The sequence below is a fragment of the Planomonospora sp. ID67723 genome, from assembly GCF_015711605.1.
Classification (GTDB): domain Bacteria; phylum Actinomycetota; class Actinomycetes; order Streptosporangiales; family Streptosporangiaceae; genus Planomonospora_A.
Genome location: NZ_JABTEZ010000004.1, coordinates 741,485 through 756,867 on the forward strand (window position 1 = coordinate 741,485; position 15,383 = coordinate 756,867).

The window sequence follows — 15,383 nt, forward strand, 5'->3', positions numbered from 1 at the left end:
ATAGGGGATCGAGGTCTCCGCCGGAGTGTCCACCTCGTCGGACGCCTTTTTCAAATTGCGGGGGCCGCACGGCTCGGACGTCCCCCCGCGACGCTCGCCGCCCAGAGTGCTATGCCGATGTAGAGGACCTGCTCGGGAACGCGCTGCCACAGCGGCGTCGCCGCCTCTCCCGCGAAAGTCACCCCGGTCAGCGCGGCATGGATGTTGGCCGGAAGCATGAGCAGGAACAGCAGCGCCAGGCAGACCCCGGCCGCCCGCCGGGTGACCGGGTGCACGAGGGCCACCGCTCCGGCCAGTTCCAGGACACCGGTCAGGTAGACCACGAAGGCGGGGAACGGGATGAACGGCGGGACCATGGCCACCATGTCGGCGTGGTTCGGCATGAAGGTCACCTCTGGCGCGACGAAATGGGCACTGGCCGTCATCACGAGCATGACGGCCAGGCCGTGTGCGGCACTCACACGCCAGGTGGCGAAGCGGGCCAGGCCGAGCACCGCACCCAGCAGGCGGAAGCACAGCGTGGCCACGGCAAGAACGATCACGGTCATGGACCTCGACCTCCTTTGGATAATTTAGCTATCCAATAATAGATAGTACCACTATCCAAGCGGAGTCGATTTCGCCCCCGACGCCCCTGAGGCGACCTCCATGACCGAACGTCAGACGACGGCACTGAGCGATGTCCTCAGGAGCATCGGGCGGTACCGGTGCGGTGACCGGCCCGATGCCTCCCAGGGAATCTCACGGCGCTACGGGTTTGACGCTCAGCACTGTGAGATGTCTTCGGGAACACTGCACCTTGTCTGCCCACCGGCCCCCGCAAGCGTCGGCGGCGAGTGATCACTAAAAGGCGACGCGCCGCTGACCTCCCTGCAGGCATTCACGCGCAGATTGCTGCACGGCTCAGTTCCGCCGCGCGGGCAGTTCTGGTCGTTCGCCGGTCCAGCCGATCGCCTGGTACGAGGTGGAGTGGCGGATCTCCACCTGCCGCCCGTTCGCGAGCTCGGTCGTGTTCGTCGTCACCTCGGCGAGGGGCAGGCCGGTGCCGGGATCGACGATGAGCCGGACCCGGGTGAACAGGCCCGGCTCGGCTTCCACCTGGTAGGCGAGCGCCTGCCCGCGCCGGCCCAGTGGGTCCGTCATCTCCCCCTCGGCCCGTATGCCGGGCAGAGACGCGAGGATCCGGTACGCGGACGCCCGGGCCCCGGGCGAGGCGGGCAGGCGGCTGATGATGTCCACGCAGCCTTGCCGGAGGAGCTGCGCCGTCAGCTTCTCCACGTCCGTCCCGGGGACGGGGTCCGCAGCCAGCTGCCGGGAGATGCGCTCTTCCAGATAGCTCCGGAGCTTCTCGGGCTCGCCCGGGATCGCGCGCACCTCCTTCCAGGTGATCAGCTCCACCATCAGGTCACCGGCCTTGCCTTTCCACCTGCCGTGGAGCCGTTCGGCGGTCCGCTCACCCTCCGCCGCCTCCAGCGGCCTGTACGGGACGGCGAACAGGTTCCCCGTCTCCATGTCCCTGGGGTACCGCCAGCTGGTGGGAGCTCCCGCGGCCCGCCAGTCCGCCTCGTCCTGCGGAGTCGCGGGCTCGGCGCCGAGATACTGCCGGATCCACCAGCTCTGCAGACCCGGCCGTTCCGCCATCCACGCCTCAAAGGACCGGCTGGTCTCGATCACATAGCTGCGGGTGGGGTCGGGCAGCATCGACTTTCCGATCGTCACGGTGCGCCAGTAGTCGCCGCTCGCAGGGGCCTCCTCCATGGCGACGGCGGCGGCGAGCAGGATCTGCCGGGCGGTCGGTTCGACCGTCGTCGACACCGACGTGCCGGGCTGAGGCGCGACGGAGATCATGCCGCCGGACAGCATCGCGGGGGTGATGGCCGCTACCGCGGCGGCCGCCGCGGCCAGGCCGAGCAGAGCGCGGCCGGGGGAGGGCAGGAACCGCCGCCGTGCCGGGACGCGCTCCAGCCGGACGATCTCCGCCAGCAGCGCGTCCGCCCCCGCGGTGGACGCCCGGCCGGCCAGGCCCTCATCCAGCACCCTCGCCCGGTCCTTGAAGATCTGGTCGTTGTTCACCCTGACTCCTTCTCGATGAGCGGCCGCGACGCGAACCAGGCGGCCGATGGACGGGTCTTCTCCAGGGCCTTGGCGAAGCGCTTGCGGGCCCGGTGCAGGCGGATACGGGCGGCGTTACGCGAGCAGTCCAGCACTGCGGCGATCTCGCCGGGATCGAGCCCCTCCCAGAGAGCCAGGGCCAGCAGTTCACGATCGCTGCCGGAAAGCATGCCCATGGCCTCATCCACGCCGTCCTGCTCACCGTGGTGGGAGGAAGCGGTGTAGAGGTGCCCGATCTCGTCGGTGAGTTCGGCGTGCCGGGTGAGTCTGCGCCGCTCGCTGCGACGGTGGTTGGCCAGGACCCGCCGGGCCACGCCGTACAGCCACAACCTGCCGGCCTCACCATCGGGAAGCTCCGCTATCCGCCGCCAGGCGATCACGTAGGTCTCGGCCACAACGTCGGCCGCGTCCTCGGGAGAGGAACACCGCCGCACGGCGTATCCCAGAATCTGCTCATAAGTTCGCCGGTACACCGCCTCGAACCGGGACCGGTCGTCTTGTTCACTCACTCGTCATCCTCGTCAGACCTTCCGAACGCTGCAGGCTTTCGATTCCTACGTGTCCGCAGGCGGCGACAGAATTTCAGGCCGGGCATGAACGACTGAGCCGATCGGAGCGGGCCCGGCACATCCCGTCGCCGCCCTGATCCCAGAGCACTACACCGCCGTGACGGACCACTCGGCCGGCGGATACGAGACATATCGAGTCGACACGCCAGATCGCCCGCAGCACCGTTTCAGCCGTGCTGACCCGGCACACGCTGATAGACGTCAGGAATATCGTCACCGTCACGGTCAGCGGTCTCGGCTTCATGGATGTCCCGGTAGACGCGGTTGCGCAGACGCAGGATCACCGCCGCCAGCAGCGCCGCCACCAGAGAACCGGCCAGGACCGCCATTTTGACGTGATCGTCGCGGTCACTGCCGAGGCCGAAGGCCAGCTCACCGATCAACAACGACACGGTGAAGCCGATACCGGACAGGATCGACAACCCCAACACATCGACCCAGGCCAGACCCTCATCCAGCCGGGCATGAGTGAAGCGGGCCACCAGCCAGGTCGCGACCGCGATCCCGACAGGTTTGCCAACGGTCAACCCGACCACGATGCCGATGGCGACCGGATCGCTGAACGCGGTGACCAGGCCGCTGACTCCACCCAGCGGCACCCCGGCCGACAACAGCGCGAAGACGGGCACCGCCACCCCGGCCGAGACGGGACGGAAGCGGTGCTCGAAGTGCTCGGCCAAGCCGGGGCCCGCCTGCGGGTCACCGGCCGCCTGGCTGCGCACCACCGGCACCGCGAAGGCCAGCAGCACTCCGGCGACGGTGGCGTGCACCCCGGAGGCGTGCACCAAAGCCCACACCGCCAGCGCCGACGGCAGCAGCAGCCACCAGGCGCGCACTCGCCGGCGCACCAGAGCGGCGAAGACCGCCAGCGGCACTGCCGCCGCCGCCAGCGCCCCCCACGCCAGGTGGTCGGTGTAGAACACCGCGATGATGGCGATGGCCAGCAGATCGTCGACCACAGCCAGAGTCAGCAAAAAGGTGCGCAACGCCACCGGCAGGTAGCGGCCGATGACCGCCAGCACGGCCAGGGCGAAAGCGATGTCGGTGGCGGTGGGGATCGCCCAGCCCGTCGCCGCACCGGTCGCGTTGCCGGTGATGAGCAGGTACAGCCCCGCCGGGGCCACCACCCCGCCGACGGCGGCCGCGACCGGTACCGCCGCCCGCCGCATCTGGCGCAGGTCGCCGGCGACGAATTCGCGTTTGAGCTCCAGCCCGGCGACGAAGAAGAAGATCGCCAGCAGCCCGTCGGCGGCCCAGGTGGCCAGATCCAGCCGCAGGTGCAGCACGGCGGGGCCGACCTCGGTGGCCCGTAGCGCCTCATACGCGCCTGACCAGGGGGAGTTGGCCCAGATCATCGCCGCCACCGCACCGGCCAAAAGCAGCGCGCCGCCGATGGTCTCCTTACGCAGGATGTCGGCGATGCGCCGCGCTTCGGGCCAGGAACCCCTGCCGAACAATCCAGCCGTGCCAAAGGCGTTACCGGTCATCGATACTCCAGGTCGGGTCGGAAACAGATTGATCACTGCCGACCAGGCTTCCCGGCACACCATTGGCAACCTTACCGGTACATGCACCGGCGATCTCGGCTGCCCCCGCTACCGGCCATGACCCGCACTGCCGCGGCCGCCCTGAACCGCAAGGCGATCTCCGAGGACGGGTCCGGCGACCGCGACCACCCGGGAGCCCGTCCACCACCGCACCGCAGCCCGCAACTCACAGAGCGCCGCCCGGCTCGGCAGAGGCGGTATAGCGGTTCTCGATGAGCTCACGCACCCGACGCCTGGTCTCGTCGGCCGGCTCGCCGCCGCCCCGCTCCACCTCGGCCACCTCGGCCGCCAGCTCCCCGTCCTTGACGTCCTCGGCAAGCCAGCGGGAGTAGTCCCCCCGACGCAGGTGGTACTCCCAGCTCTCGTCATCGACCCCGTCCGCTATATGACAGAACGCCGTCAGATTGCCCGCCCGCAGGTTCAGCACCTCACGCGGGCCGCGGAAGTAGAAGCTCTTCTCCTCACCCAGCTCACCGGCCGCGTACTTACGGCGATGCCGCTGGCGTTCCCCCTCCGGAGCCATCAGACGCGCACGGATCGGCTCACCGGACAACCGCCACAAGAGGAACTCCCCCGTGGGCAGGTCACCGAGCGGCTCCGGACAATCCCCGGCCCGCCCGACGGCGGAGGCGAAGGTGGTCAAGACCTCGACGGGCCTCTCCCCCACCGCGACGACCGCGTTCAGAGTCCGCAGGACCGGTTCGCTGATCAGAGCAGGGTGGACGGTGACCAGCAGCAGCCCCCCGGCCCGGCGCAGCAACCCCACCGACTCCATACCGAACCCCTTGGGCATCATGTGGTGCGCCTCATCGACGATCAACCAGTGGGGATGCCCGTATCGGCTCCGTATCGCCGACAAACGCGGCAGAAGCATCTCGAAGAACCCCGGACGATCGTCCAGCGGCACACCCAGCAGGTTGACCACGAGGCTCTGCGCCGGGTTCCCGAGCACCTGGATGATCTCTTCCTCGGTGGGAGCACGCCGGGCGTCACCCAGCACGATGGCGTCTTCGATGCCGTCGGTGTAGTCCCCCTCGGGATCGATCAGGCAGAACTGGTAACCGGCTGCGGAGACGCGTTCCAGCAGGGCGGCCGCGACCGTGGACTTACCGCTGTTGGAAGGGCCGGCGATCAGCAGGCGCGTGCCGTACGGCGCCAGCCGCACCTGCCGCCCGCCCTCCGTGGTCCCCAGCGGCAGATGATGGCGACCGGGATCGACGTCGGCGAGGTCATCGTCGACGAGCCGATCGATGAGCTCGGCGACACCGGCCCCGCGCGGCCGACCGGTCACCAGATCGGAACGTTCTTTGATGGCCGGCAAGGCGTTGGCGACGGCCACCGAACATTCACAGGCGGCGAGAAAGGCATGGTCGTTCTCGGCGTCGCCGACAGCGACGGTGTTGTGCGGTGACAGGCCGAGCGCGCCGAGGGCGGCGGCCAGACCTGTCGCCTTGTTCACACCCGACGGCAGGATCATCACCGCCCCCTTGTTGAAGATCACCTGGAGTTCGAGACCGAGGTCTCGGATCGTGCCCAGGACGGTCTCATCGTGGGGCTCCCGCGTGGCGACGATCACCGAACCGACGGTGAGCGGTTGCACACCAGCCTGCCGCAGACGCTCGACGAGCTCCGAGGGCGGAGCCTCGGCCAGCATGGTGGCCTCCTGCTGGGCCGGGTCGTACAGCACGGCCCCGTTCTCTATGACGATCCGTTCGAACAGATCGAACCGGTCGAAGGCAGAGGCGAGCTCGTCCATGTCCCGGCCGGTGACCATGATCAGCCGCCGACCGGACCGCACAAGGCGCTCAAGGGCGGCCACGGTGTCGTCGTCGACCCGGCCGTCGCCGGCCAGCGTGCCGTCATAATCACAGGCCAAAGCGTGATAGCGCATACCGGTCGCCTACCCGCATGGCCGGGCGTTTCTTTCCGGGCAGGTGAATTCCGGGGAAAGTTACACCGACCGCTGACCCGGAGCCCCGCCCGGGTCTCCGCGGGGCACCTCAGGCCGGCAGACCGATCCCCGTGGCGGAGTCCCCAGTGATGGAACTCCCCTGGTACCTCGTCGCCGTCGAGCAGAAAGGTGGCCGGGCCCATGCCGGGCGGCCTGAGCCGCAGTGAGCCCCGCACGGCCCGAGAACGCGTCCCGGCCCTTCTTCGCGGGTGGGTGTCCGGGTGTGATCTTAGTTCTCACCTTGATGAGGTCCTTTACAATGTAGATCATATAGTCCCGATCTCGCGTGGGCGTTCGAGATCGACGCCTTCGGCCCGCGTGACCGTGTCCGGCTGCCGCTCATCCCGCACCGCCCTCGGCGCACACGGCGGTGCCGAAAGGTGCCGAAACCGGAATGCCCTGCCCTCCCTTGCCCGCTCCCTCTCACCCGGTCCGGGAAAGGCTGGGATGCCGGGCCCGCCTGCCGATACGAAGAACATGCCATCACCTGCCATCACCTCCCGCGCGTCCGGCCTGAACCGGTTGTGGCGGCTGTTTCCCAGCATGCGCTCCCTGCTGATGTTCCTGGCCATCAGCCTCAGCACGCTCGTCGTCGTCATCCAGACCGCTGGCGCGATGTTCTTCGTCCAGGACCACCTCCCGGCCGCCCGGTCCGACGAGTTCCTGCGCTACCAGGTCACCATCGGTGCGATCAGCGTTCTGGTCGTCTCGGCGGTGGTCTTCTGGGTCACCATCAGCGTGACCGCGCCGCTGCGCCAGACGCTGGCCTTCCTGAACCGGCTCGTCACCCGCGATCTCACCGCTCGCATGCCGATCGACGGCCGCGACGAGGTCGGACAGATCGGCGCCGGACTCAACGCCATGGTCGATCTCATGGCCGACGCCATCGCGGGCATGAGCACCGGCGCCACCGAGCTCAGCCGATCCGCCGAGCGGCTCACCACGGTCAGCCAGGAACTGGACGCCAACGCCACCCGAGCCTCCTCGCAGGCCACCGCCGTCTCCTCGGCGGCCGGTCACGTGAGCGGCAACGTCCGGACCGTGGCGTCGGGCGTGGAGGAGATGACCTCCAGCATCAACGAGATCTCGCAAAGCGCCTCTCAGGCCGCCCAGGTGGCGGTCTCGGGCGTGGAGACGGCGACGAACACCAACGCCACGGTCAGGCGGCTGGGAGAGAGCTCTACCGCGATCCAGGACGTGGTCCGCTCCATCACCGCCATCGCCGAGCAGACCAACCTGCTGGCGCTCAACGCCACCATCGAGGCGGCGCGCGCGGGAGCAGCCGGCAAGGGATTCGCCGTCGTCGCCGGTGAGGTGAAGGAACTGGCCCAGCAGGCCGCGCAGGCCACCGACGACATCAGCACGCGCATCAGCGCGATCCAGACCGAAAGCCAGGACGCGGTCACCGCCATCGACCGGATCAGCCAGATCATCGCCGAGGTCAGCGAGTTGCAGACCAAGATCGCAAGCGCGGTGGAGGAGCAGACCGCGGTCACCGCCGACATGGGCCGCAGCGTCAGCGAAGCGGCCTCCGGCAGCACCGAGATCGCCGAAGGGATCACCGGCGTGGCGCACGCCACGCACGCCGCCTCATCCAGCGCCTCGCAGACCCGTCAGATGGCCCAGACCCTCCGTGAAGCCTCCCACCAGCTGCGCTCGGTGGCCGACAGCTTCACCCTCTGACCGCACCGACTGCGGCACGGTCAGGGTCGGTCTCGGCTCCACCCGGCGTGACTCCACGTTGCCGATCACCGGACCGTGTCGTTACCTTGGGCGGCCATGGGTTACGACACCAGCTTCCACGCCGTCGACATCGCGCTCGTCGAGGACCGGCTCCTGCCGTTCATCATCGGATACGGCAGCGACTCCGACCTCGACCGCCTCACCCGGGAGGCGGTCGAGCGCAGGAAGGTGCGCTTCCACGCCAAGGCCTGGGCGCTCGGCGCGCTGCGTGCCGCCGAAGCCCGGGGCGCCGACACGTTCGAGCCGCATCTTCACGTGTGGGGCAGACCGTACTTCGTGATCGCCGACTCCGCCGAGCAGGTCGTGCAGGATGTCCTGCGCTATCAGAGCGCCGGACCGGACGACGTGCCCACGCTGGCCCGAGAGATGATCGCCCGCCTCGATCCCGGTCTGGTCGATCTCGTCGAGCCGGACACACAAGGGACACTGCCGGCGGACCACCACCTCGCCATGGAGATCAGCTGGCGGATGCGGGTGCTGCGGCTGGCCGTCGCAGCCGTCCGTTCCGGCACCGAGACGATCCGGGACCCGGATACCGGCAGGGAACACTCCGCCGCGGCGCTCGTCGCGCGGGAGATACCCTTCAGCGTCGTGGAGTACGCGGCGGCGTTGACTCCGGGCTGGATGTCGCGGGGGAAGGTCTGGCCGACGCACCTGTGCCGGCTCGCGGACGTCCCGGCCGGGGGGTTCGGCCTGCCGCAGGCGCTGTTCGCGCCGCTGCGGGAGATGTTCCCGCAACTGTCGTGGATGAACGAGCCCACCATCGTCGAGAACTACATGGTCGGCGGCCTCGTGCCGCCCGGCGACGTCGCCGGCTCGCGCCGCGCCTTCGCCACGCGGTTCGAGGCCATCATGGCAGTGGCGCGGCGTGACGGCTGGGAGCCGACCGCATCCGTCAACCTCACCAAGATCGACGAGGCTTTCGCCCTCGCCGGGCATCTGGGGTACGGCTTCTGCGAGGCGACGGAGATCTACAACGGGATGGCGGGCAGCCTCAACTGACAAAACCTATCCGGGGCCGGGGGTGTGCCGTCCCCGGCGTCCGGCCACCGGCCGACCGGCGAGATAGACGGCAAGAGGCCGGGCCACCGCGGTGATGTCGCGGGTCGGGTCGCCGTCGACCACCAGCAGGTCCGCGTCATAGCCGGGCCGTATGCGCCCCTTGCGGTCGCCCAGGCCGCAGGCGTCGGCGGCGACCGAGGTCGCCGCAGCCAGGACGGACGCCGCCGGCAGACCGGATCTGACGTACTCATCAAGGGTGGCGGGCAGCAGCCCGTGCGGCTTGGCGGGACCGATGCCTCCGTCGGAACCGGCGACCAGGCGCACTCCGCCCCAGTGAAGACGGGCGACGGCTTCCTGCAGGACGGCCTCGGTGATACCGGCGCGCTCAGCCATCGCCACGACCTGCGGCGGGACCACGACACTCGGGTCGGACCCCAGCGTCGCACAAATCATGATCTTGGAGTCGGCGAGTGCGGCGAGCAGCGCGTCGTCGAGCTGGACGCCGGTGGGAGTGAGGCAGGTGCAGTGCTCGATACCGTCGACGCCCGCATCCAGCGCCTGCCGTACCGCGGTGAGCGCGTGGGCGTGCGCGGTGATCGGCAGGCCGAGCGCGTGCGCCTCAGCGACCGCCGCCTTCAGCTCGTCGTCGGTGAACTGCGGGCTCATCGTGTCGGTGCCGGGTGTCAGCACGCCGCCACTCGCCATGATCTTCACGATGTCGGCGCCGCGGTCGGCCCGTTGCCGTACGGCGTCGCGCAGCCCGCTCGCGCCCCGGGCCTCGCCTCCCATCGACCAGCAGTGCCCGCCCACACTGGTGATCGGCGCGCCGGCCGCCACGACAGCCGGCAGCCCTGGTCTGGCCCTCGACCGCCAGGCCGGCACGGCGTCCCGGTGATCGCCCAGGTCACGTACGGTGGTGACGCCCGCAGCCAGGTGCGCACCCAGCGACGCCTCGATGGTGGCGTCCAGCTGCTCTTCCGTGCACTCGGCGAGCCGGTCGAGCGCACCCGGCCCGCCGTCAGCGCACAGGTGCACGTGTGCGTCGATCAGACCGGGCAGCAAAGTGCCGTTCGGCAGGTCCTGCGTCGGCCACCCGTCCGGTACCGCCGAACCGCGCTCCACCCCGGCAACGCGGCCGTCTTTCACCAGCACCACGGTGACTCCGTCGAGCAGTCGCTCTCCGTCGAACACGCTTGCCACCCGAATTGCCGACATATTCACCGAACCACAATAGGCAGGGCGCCAAGAGCGGTGCATGGAGACCGGACAACGGTGGCGGCGATCACATGACTTCGACAGGAATAGGACGACATGCCCATCCGAACCGTGCCGATGGTCTGCCCCTGCTCGGCGTCCCGCACCGGCCACGCCGGCGTTACCTCAGGATCGGATAACGGCGCACCGTTTCGGACCGGCCTCACCACCGGCCGGTTCCCGGCTCGATCCCGGACCGCGGCTCCCCCGCCGGGCGGGTGCGAACGCGCAACAGGTCCCACTGGTACACCGCGTTCGCCAGGTCTGCCCGCCATCCGGCCGGGCATCGTAGATGCAGAGCACCAGACCGCAAGCGACGATCAACGAGAAGAGACGATCACTGTGCTCACCACCCGACCCCTCACCACCCGATTCCTCATCACCGCCACCGTCACGGCCGGGCTGCTGCCCGTACCGGCTCACGCCGCCTCGGCCCCCGCCCCGCCGCGGGAGACGGCGGCACGGCACTCCACGCAGCAGAACGCCCCACCCGCCGTCCCGACCCTCGTCGACGTGCGCGCCACCCACCATCCCGGCCTGGACCGGCTGGTCTTCGAGTTCCGTGGTCCCCTCCCCACCCGGCGCAGCGCCCGCTACGTCACCCGGCTCATCGGCGACCCCTCCGGCATGACCGTGCGCGCCGCCGGAAACGCCCTGCTGCACCTCCGCTTCGCCGACGCCACCGGCCACGACGACAACGGCGAGGTCACCTACGGACCGACCCGGCGCACCTACCCCCTGCCCGGCGTCATCCAGGTCGTCACCACCGGCGACAACGAGGCCGTGCTCTCGGTCGGAGTGGGGCTCGCCAAGCGCACGCCTTACCGGATCTACACCCTCACCCGGCCCAACCGGGTCGTCGTCGACATCGCCACGCCGTACCGGACCGTCAAGGTACGCACCTACTTCCTCAACAGCCGCAACTTCGCCAGCGGACGCACGCCGTACACCACCGCGGTGATCCGGCCGGTGGCCCTTCCGGGCACCGCCTACGGGGCGCTGCAGCGCCTGTTCGCCGGACCGACCCGGGCCGAGTACGCCAGGGGTCTGCGCTTCACCGGCTCCAAAGTCACCGGTTTCAGCAGGCTGACCGTCAAGAACGGCATCGCCCGGGTCCACCTGACCGGACGGTGCACCAGCGGCGGATCCACCTTCACCGTCGCCGACCAGATCACGCCGACGCTCAGACAGTTCCCGTCGGTCCGCTGGGTCAAGATCTACGACGCGGCCGGCCGGACCGAACGACCCGCCGGCCGTTCCGACTCCGTCCCCGAGTGCCTGGAGCCGTGAGCCCCTATGAGCGAGAAGACAGCACCGTGTCGGGCGAGAGCTCGGCGCAGGCGCACACCGACGAGCGGAGAGCGGCCCATCCATCGGTGTGCGCGAAGGACTTCCCGCCCACCGCAGGTGGTTCCGGAGCCCCTCCTGTGGGACGATCAGCGCCGACGCCGGCGTAGGAGAAGGTGAATGGAGTCCTTCAGCCCTACCTCACCGCCCGCCGGCTACCCCCGCGCCTTCGAGCGCACCGCCACACTGGCCGACGGCAGGACGGTCTTCGTCCGCCCCATCGTGCCCGACGACGCCCCCGAGCTGGCCGAAGCCTTCCGCACCGCCGACCCCGACACGTTACGTAGCCGGTTCCTGGGGGGTGCTCCCTCACTGAACACGCGCCTCCTCGCCCACCTGACACAGGTCGACTACATCAACCGGTTCGCCCTGGTCGCCCGCGACGCCACGACCGGCCGTGGCGTCGCGATCACACGATACGAGTCGCCCGGAGGAAAGAGCGCGGAGGCGGCGGTCGCCGTCGACCCCGCCTGGCGCCGGGTCGGGCTGGCCACCGTCCTGGTCGAGATGCTCGCCGAAGCCGCTCTCGACCACGGCATCACCTCCTTCACCGCCTCCTACCTGGCCGACAATCAGCCGGTGGCGGCGCTGCTGGCCGGGGCGGACGCCGGACGGCAGCAGATCAGGCAGGGAATCACCGAATCCTCCGTCACCTTCGACCGGGCCCGGATCGCGGCCAGGCACCCACACGACCCGGACCGACAGGGGCGGACACCTCCGTGACGGCCGTCGGCCGGTGCCCGGCCGGCCTCCCAGGAGGGCGGGCGACGACGGCCCGGCACAAGCCGCGATGCGTGACCTCAGCGGCTGCGGGCAGCCGCCGAGGCCGGGCTGATCATCAGCGAGGAGGAGTCGACGGCCTCGAAGTCGGCGCCTTTGAGCGTGCCCAGCATGCGCAACTGGTCGTTGTCCCAGCGGTTGTCCGGCGTGCCGCTGATGAACCAGCTGGAACCGTTGTCCGCGACGATGACGCCGTAGGTCTTCATCGCCTCCGCGATCACTCTGGCCTGCCGGGGCAGCCTGCTCGTGTCCACGCCCGCCCGCAACCGCAACCGCAGACCCATGGGCGGCAGGGCCGCGTCGGTGCTGCTGGAGGCGAAATGACGCGCGGGCCAGACGTACTTCTTCTGGCTGCGCGGAACCGTCACCCGAATGGCGTGGTCGATCCGGCCCGCCGCGACCTCCTCGTAGCGGACCAGACCGGGCGCGATGGGCAGTCCCGCGGCGTCGGCGGACGTCCATCCGGCCGGGCGAAGCTTGTTCGACCTCAGGTCGAACACCGCGCCGGAGCCCGCACGCCACCCCCTGCCCCGGGGGTGGGCCGCATACAGCTCGTACAGTGTGCAGGAACCGGTATCCACGACCAGGACGTGCCGGTCCCCCTGGCTGGAGGGACCACCTTCGATGCGCGCGTTACGGGGAACGGGGTAGGGCCCTCGATCGCTCTCGTCGCCGTACTCGAACGAGACCGGAACCTTCGCCTGCCCCGCCTTGACGTAGGTGATGGGGATCCCGATCGGCCCGCCCTCCCACAGGCCCGAGCCGAAATCGGCCTTGACCTTCTTGGCCGTGCCGATGCTGGAGACGTATGCCCGGCTGTTGGGATGACGCGGCAGTCCGGAGACGTCGGCATGCCAGAAGCTGTTGGCGGGGGTGTTCGGGCAACCGCCGAGGGGGCCGGCCGAGGGGACAGCCCGCCGGGAGTCGGCGGACACTGCGGATGCCTCAGGCACGGCTGCCAGGACGCCCGTGGTCGTGAGCGACAGGACCACGGCCATCCCGACGGTCGCGATCGGAGCGGATGTCTTCTCTCGCTTCGTCATGACGCTCGACCCTGCCAAGGATGCGAAGGAAGTTCAACCGGTGAGACCGACGTGGAGGAAGGTGCTCGCCGCAGGCCTCTTTTCGATGCTGCTCGGGGAAGTCGTCGGTTCCGCCGTCGTCTCCGGTCCTGTCTGGCAGCCTTCCCCGGACCCGGCCCTTCCTTCTCGCTGTTGTGGGACAGTCCTCGATTTTGATTTTGAACGGACGATCTCCTTTACAATGTAGATTATTACCGCGTTCTCCAGCCGGCCGGATCGCTGGGGGTGCCGGGCCTGGCAGGATACGTCGGTGGCATCACCTCCCTGGCTTGCCCGTGACACCGGAGCCGCCTGGATCTCCCGCCTCGCGGACGAGGCCGTCGCCGAGGCGGGACGGCGTGCGCAGGACGGGCCGGTCGTCTGCGCCTCGCGGCTCACCCCGTCCGGGCCGCTCCACCTCGGTGACCTGCGCGAGGTGATGACCTCGCACCTGGTGGCCGAGGAACTCAGACACCGGGGTCACGACTCCGTGCATGTCCTGTTCTGGTATGACTTCGAGCGGTTCGGCGGGGCCCCTTCCGGGATCGGCGTCCCCGCCGGGACCCGCAGGGCATGGAACGAGCACATCGGCAAGCCGCTGACCTCGGTGCCGTCCCCGCCCTGGAGCGCCTACCTGAACTGGGCGTACTACTTCGAGGAGCCGATGATCGCCGCCCTGGCCGATCTGGGCGTCACGTTCCGCGGGGCCAGCCAGGAACGGCTGTACGCCTCCGGCGCCGTCCGGGAACGGGTCCTTGTCGCCGTGCGTGAGCGCGCCCGGATCGGCGCGGCCCTGGCCCGCCACCGGACGGATCCCGGGGCGGCCGCAACCGGGAGCGGGACGACCTCCGGCGCGGAGGCGGGGAGTCCCGGATACTTCCCCTACCGGCCCTACTGCTCAGCGTGCGACCGCGACCCGACCACGGTCACCTCCTACGATGACGAGACCACCGCGCTGGCCTACACCTGCGCCTGCGGGCACGCCGAGACCGTCCGGCTCGCCGAGCACGGCCGCGGCAGGCTGGCGCATGAGGTCGAGCTGGCCGTGTTCTGGGCCCACGAGGGCGTCGTCTTCGAACCCTCGAGGTTCTCCCCCGCCTCCCCCGGGCCGTCGCTCGCCGCCGCCGGGAGAATCATCAGGGAGGTCTTCAACGGTGAACGGCCCTTAGGGGCGGTGCACGCCCCCGTCTGCGTCTCCGGTATGGCCAGGAAGGACCGCAGCGGCCGCGTGCCGACCCCCGCCGCGGCGCTGGCGGTCATGGACCCACCGCTGCTGCGCCTGCCGTACGTGCGGCACCGGCCGGAGCAGCCCTTCACGATCGCCCTCGGCCGGGAGCTCCAGCGGGCCTACGACGAATGGGACGCCCTCGCCCGTGAGGTCGCCGACGGTACGGCGGAGCCGGCCGAGGCCGTCGCCTACCGCCGCTCGGCCGGCGCCACCGGCCGTCCGCTCCCGGCTCCGCCCCGGCCGCTGCCGTACCACCTGCTCGCCTCGGTCGTGAACATCACCGCCGGCGACGGCGGGCGGATCCTGCGGGTTCTGCATGATCTGAACCCCGGGGACCCGGTGGCCTCCCTCGATGAGCTCTGGCCGCGGCTCGACCGGGCCGCGCACTGGATCGCCGGCCGGATCCCGGCCGGGCACCGTCCCCGGATCCGTGAGACGCCCGCCACCGGACTCCTCTCCTCTCTCGGCGCGGCCGAGCGCGCCTCGCTCCGGCACCTGCTGGACGGGCTGGACGAAAACCGGTCACTCGACGACCTGACCGCCCTGGTGTACGGAGTGCCGAAGCTTCAGGCCGGGTCCACCGCCGACGCCGCCCCCGAACTGAAGGCCGCCCAACGCGCCTTCTTCGCGCTGCTCTACACCCTGCTCCTCGGCTGCGACAGCGGCCCCCGGCTTCCGGCGCTGCTCCTCGCCCTCGGTCCCGACCGCGTACGGCGGCTCCTCGGCGCCTGACGCAGAACTCCGGCGGCCCAGGCTCCCCGGAAAACGGCTCCCCGGAAAACGGCTTGG

The 15,383-nt window shown here is 70.0% G+C and carries 12 protein-coding genes; 5 read left to right on the plus strand and 7 right to left on the minus strand.

Translation table 11 applies throughout. The features are described 5' to 3' along the window. Nucleotides 1–50 precede the first annotated feature (50 nt). The 5 genes from HS041_RS30150 to HS041_RS30170 all read right to left on the minus strand — a co-directional run bounded on the left by HS041_RS30150 (nucleotide 51) and on the right by HS041_RS30170 (nucleotide 6,104). Complete coding sequence (locus HS041_RS30150; RefSeq protein WP_196444200.1) at nucleotides 51–548, minus strand: DoxX family protein; 498 nt, start codon at nucleotides 546–548, stop codon at nucleotides 51–53. Nucleotides 549–903: 355 nt separating this feature from the next. After that, nucleotides 904–2,073 carry a CU044_5270 family protein gene (locus tag HS041_RS30155; protein ID WP_196444201.1) on the minus strand — a complete coding sequence of 390 codons (1,170 nt, stop codon included), beginning with the start codon at nucleotides 2,071–2,073 and terminating at the stop codon, nucleotides 904–906. Beyond that, on the minus strand, nucleotides 2,070–2,621 hold the full coding sequence (locus tag HS041_RS30160) for an RNA polymerase sigma factor (RefSeq protein WP_196444202.1): 552 nt from the start codon (nucleotides 2,619–2,621) through the stop codon (nucleotides 2,070–2,072). The genes HS041_RS30155 and HS041_RS30160 overlap by 4 nt, the downstream gene beginning before the upstream one ends. 227 nt (nucleotides 2,622–2,848) lie before the next feature. Next, the gene (nhaA, locus tag HS041_RS30165) at nucleotides 2,849–4,168 is read right to left on the minus strand and encodes a Na+/H+ antiporter NhaA (protein ID WP_196444203.1); all 1,320 of its coding nucleotides are present in this window, start codon (nucleotides 4,166–4,168) and stop codon (nucleotides 2,849–2,851) included. 226 nt (nucleotides 4,169–4,394) lie between these two features. Continuing rightward, complete coding sequence (locus tag HS041_RS30170) at nucleotides 4,395–6,104, minus strand: HAD family hydrolase (protein ID WP_230879861.1); 1,710 nt, start codon at nucleotides 6,102–6,104, stop codon at nucleotides 4,395–4,397. A 552-nt stretch (nucleotides 6,105–6,656) separates the two neighbouring features. Here HS041_RS30170 and HS041_RS30175 point away from each other — a divergent pair. Continuing rightward, nucleotides 6,657–7,862 carry a methyl-accepting chemotaxis protein gene (locus HS041_RS30175; RefSeq protein ID WP_196444205.1) on the plus strand — a complete coding sequence of 402 codons (1,206 nt, stop codon included), beginning with the start codon at nucleotides 6,657–6,659 and terminating at the stop codon, nucleotides 7,860–7,862. Between the two features lie 96 nt (nucleotides 7,863–7,958). Further along, nucleotides 7,959–8,924 carry a hypothetical protein gene (locus tag HS041_RS30180; protein ID WP_196444206.1) on the plus strand — a complete coding sequence of 322 codons (966 nt, stop codon included), beginning with the start codon at nucleotides 7,959–7,961 and terminating at the stop codon, nucleotides 8,922–8,924. 6 nt (nucleotides 8,925–8,930) lie between these two features. Here HS041_RS30180 and HS041_RS30185 read toward each other — a convergent pair whose 3' ends face one another. Then, entirely contained in the window at nucleotides 8,931–10,115 is a 1,185-nt protein-coding gene (locus tag HS041_RS30185) for an amidohydrolase family protein (protein WP_196444207.1), read from the minus strand. 405 nt (nucleotides 10,116–10,520) lie between these two features. Between HS041_RS30185 and HS041_RS30190 the strand changes: the two genes are divergently transcribed. Both HS041_RS30190 and HS041_RS30195 read left to right on the plus strand, forming a co-directional pair. Then, a complete protein-coding gene (locus HS041_RS30190) occupies nucleotides 10,521–11,468 on the plus strand; it encodes a GerMN domain-containing protein (RefSeq protein ID WP_196444208.1) in 948 nt (315 codons plus the stop codon). Between the two features lie 177 nt (nucleotides 11,469–11,645). Next, complete coding sequence (locus HS041_RS30195; protein ID WP_196444209.1) at nucleotides 11,646–12,248, plus strand: GNAT family N-acetyltransferase; 603 nt, start codon at nucleotides 11,646–11,648, stop codon at nucleotides 12,246–12,248. 77 nt (nucleotides 12,249–12,325) lie between these two features. On the opposite strand, the gene HS041_RS30200 is transcribed toward HS041_RS30195, so the two are convergent. Then, a complete protein-coding gene (locus tag HS041_RS30200) occupies nucleotides 12,326–13,348 on the minus strand; it encodes a hypothetical protein (protein ID WP_196444210.1) in 1,023 nt (340 codons plus the stop codon). A 289-nt stretch (nucleotides 13,349–13,637) separates the two neighbouring features. Between HS041_RS30200 and lysS the strand changes: the two genes are divergently transcribed. Then, nucleotides 13,638–15,326 (plus strand): lysine--tRNA ligase, encoded by a 1,689-nt coding sequence (gene lysS, locus HS041_RS30205; protein WP_307845512.1) that lies wholly within the window; start codon nucleotides 13,638–13,640, stop codon nucleotides 15,324–15,326. Nucleotides 15,327–15,383 lie beyond the last annotated feature (57 nt).